The organism is Pseudomonas sp. GZD-209 (assembly GCF_049310485.1).
In the GTDB taxonomy this organism is placed as follows: Bacteria; Pseudomonadota; Gammaproteobacteria; order Pseudomonadales; family Pseudomonadaceae; genus Aquipseudomonas; species Aquipseudomonas sichuanensis.
In genome coordinates this window covers 1-2,668 of sequence record NZ_JBMOWQ010000184.1, presented here as the reverse complement: position 1 = coordinate 2,668, position 2,668 = coordinate 1, and the positions used below count along the sequence as shown (strand labels likewise).

The following is a 2,668-nucleotide window of genomic DNA, read 5'->3' as shown; positions in this document are numbered from 1 at the left end:
GACACTCCTTCTCCCCCCTCGGGGATCGGGGGGGGGGGGAGCTTTCTTCCCCCGCGATGGAACCTCAATACCCGCGGGCGAAATCCACTTCGCCGCGCAACCCCTGCCCCGCTGCATAGGCCCGCACATTTTCGACGAACAATCGCACCATCGCCGGCGGCGAGGTCGGCGCCGAGCTGTGCCCGGTCAACAGCAGCCCCCAGGCGGTCCAGAACGGGTGCCGCGCAGGCAACGGCTCCTGCCGGCAGACATCGATCACCGCACCGGCCAGATGGCCTTCCTTGAGCGCCTCGACCAGGTCCGCATCGACCACCGCCGCGCCACGCCCGGCGTTGATGAACAATGCGCTGGGCTGGAAGCACTTGAACAGCGCGGCATCGTAGAGATCGTGGGTAGCCGGGGTGTCGGGCAGCAGGTTGAGCACGTAGTCGGCATGCCCGACCATGCGTGGCAACTGGTCGAGCCCGACCACCTCGACGAAAGGCGCCTGCTCGCGCGCAGTGCTGGCTACGCCGTACAGAGTCACGCCAAAGGGCACGAGGAACTCGGCGACCCGCTGGCCGATGTCGCCCGTGCCGACGATCAGTACCCGGCGCCCTTCCAGGCTGCGCCCGGGGCGGTCGTCCCAGCGCCGCTCGACCTGGCTGACCAGGCGCGACAGCACTTCGCGCTCGTGCACCAGCATGTAGGTGAGCATGTACTCGGCCATCACCTGGCCGAAGATGCCCACCGCTCGGGTCAGGCGGTAGTCGCGCGGCAGCGCATCGGCCAGCAGCGGGGTGATGCCCGCCCAGGTCGATTGCATCCACTCAGGTTTATGGCCCTGGCGCAGCAGGCTGGCCAGCAGGTCCGGCTGGCCCAGCCACACCGGGCAGTCGGCGGCGAAGCGCGCCAGTTCGGCGGAGTCGCCGCTGGTCAGCACTTCCAGGTCCGGTGCTGCCTCGCCGAGCAGGCGGGCGTAGTTGGCATGATCCTGTTCAGCGATCAGTACGCGCATGTGAAACACAACCTTGGCAAACAACGAAAGCGGCCCGCCAGGCGGGCCGCAGCTATGAGGGTGAGCGCGGCCGAATCAGACCGGGTCGTTGCGGCGCAGCAACTCTTCGGGCAGGTGCTCGATGTACTCCTCTTCCGGCGGCGGCATCTGCAGGTGGTAGCCCTGGTTGTCGAGGTTCTCCAGCACTTTCACGATGTCCTCGCGGGCCAGCTTGCGCTCCGGGGTCAGTACCAGGTCGAAAGCGTGCATCGGCGTGCCGAAGATCGGCAACAGGCCTTCCGGGATGCGTTGCAGGCCGTCGGCCTTGAGCACATAGAGGTACATGCCGTTCTTGCGTGGGCTCTTGTAAATCGAGCAGATACGTTTCATTGAGCTTCTCCGGCGCCTGCCAGGTCGTCCAGCAGGGCCTGGCCCATACGCTCGCGACGCCAGCCGCGCAGCGAATCGGGCAGTTGATAGGGGCCGTCGGGGTAGCCGCTCTTGAGCAGGGCCTCGAGGGTCTTCTTGCGCAGCATCAGCTCCGGGGCGATCTGCAGGCGCTCGCCTTCGGCCTGGCCGATGGCACGCAGGCGCTTGAGAATGCCGGCGGCCTCGATCGGCAGCGGCTCAGGCAGGCGCTGCGGCCACTGCTCGGCGGGAAGGCCTGCGGCGCGCTTGATCAGCTGGATGAGGAACTCGCCGTCCTGGCGGATGGTGCGCGGGTGCATCTCTTCGATCTTGCCCAGGGCCGGTAGGTTGCCGGGTTGGCCCTTGGCCATGGGCCACAACGAGTGTTCCTTGAGGATACGGTTGCGCGGTACATCGCGGCTGCGGGCTTCGCGCTCGCGCCAGGCACACAGCTCGCGCAGCACAGCCAACTGCTGAGGGCCCAGCTTCCAGGCCAGCTTGACGTCGCGGTACAGGGTCTCTGGCTCGACTTCACGGCGCAGCGCGGCGACCAGCTCGGCGCCATCGTCGAGGACCCAGGCGTACTTGTCGTCGGACAGTTTAGGGCGCAGCGCGCTGAACAGCTCGGCCAGGTGCACGGCATCCTCGGCGGCGTAGCTCACCTGGGTATCGGACAGTGGGCGCTGCAGCCAGTCGGAGCGGGTCTCGCCCTTGGGCAGATCAAGCCCCAGGACTTCCTGCACCAGGCGCGAGTAGCCCATGGAGAAGCCGATGTTCAGGTAACCGGCGGCCAGCTGCGTGTCGAACAACGGCTGCGGCAGCTTGCCGGTCAGGCGCAGCAGCACTTCGAGGTCTTCGCTGCAGGCGTGCAGCACCTTGACCACGGCCGTGTCGTCGAGCAGATCGGCCAGCGGCTGCCAGTCACCAATCAGCAAAGGGTCGATGAGGTAGGCGTGCTCGCCGACGCCCACCTGGATCAGGCCGGCTTTCGGGTAAAAGGTGTCGACCCGCATGAATTCGGTGTCGAGCGCCACGAAGGGCAGTTCGCGCCAGCTTTGGCAGTGCTCGGCCAGGGTCTGGTCGTCACGGATCCAGTGAATTTCGATGGCCACGAGGCTCTCCCACTAACATTGGCGCGCAGTATATACGGCGCGGCCCCTGGGGGTGAAACCTCGCGCCATCCATGGTGCCGGGCGGTTGCCCGCAACGGTGACCGGGTTTTTCCATCGCGGGGGAAAACCACCCCCCCGCTGGGAAGAATGGGGGTGGGGAAGGGAGTGGCCC

General features: G+C 66.9%; 3 protein-coding genes. All 3 read right to left on the bottom strand.

Annotated features, from left to right (window positions below; genetic code table 11):
* Positions 1-64: 64 nt before the first annotated feature.
* Positions 65-997, bottom strand: coding sequence for a D-2-hydroxyacid dehydrogenase (locus tag ACO6VM_RS19975; protein WP_401057679.1), 933 nt, complete (start codon positions 995-997; stop codon positions 65-67).
* Between the two features lie 75 nt (positions 998-1,072).
* Positions 1,073-1,366 (bottom strand): YcgL domain-containing protein, encoded by a 294-nt coding sequence (locus tag ACO6VM_RS19970; RefSeq protein WP_401057678.1) that lies wholly within the window; start codon positions 1,364-1,366, stop codon positions 1,073-1,075.
* Positions 1,363-2,496 carry a ribonuclease D gene (gene rnd / locus ACO6VM_RS19965; protein WP_401057677.1) on the bottom strand — a complete coding sequence of 378 codons (1,134 nt, stop codon included), beginning with the start codon at positions 2,494-2,496 and terminating at the stop codon, positions 1,363-1,365. The genes ACO6VM_RS19970 and rnd overlap by 4 nt, the downstream gene beginning before the upstream one ends.
* Positions 2,497-2,668: the final 172 nt, after the last annotated feature.

Bases quoted from the DNA above. Each gene is read 5' to 3' on its own strand.
- ACO6VM_RS19970 (WP_401057678.1), bottom strand. From the start codon at position 1,366: ATGAAACGTATCTGCTCGATTTACAAGAGCCCACGCAAGAACGGCATG.
- ACO6VM_RS19975 (WP_401057679.1), bottom strand. From the start codon at position 997: ATGCGCGTACTGATCGCTGAACAGGATCATGCCAACTACGCCCGCCTG.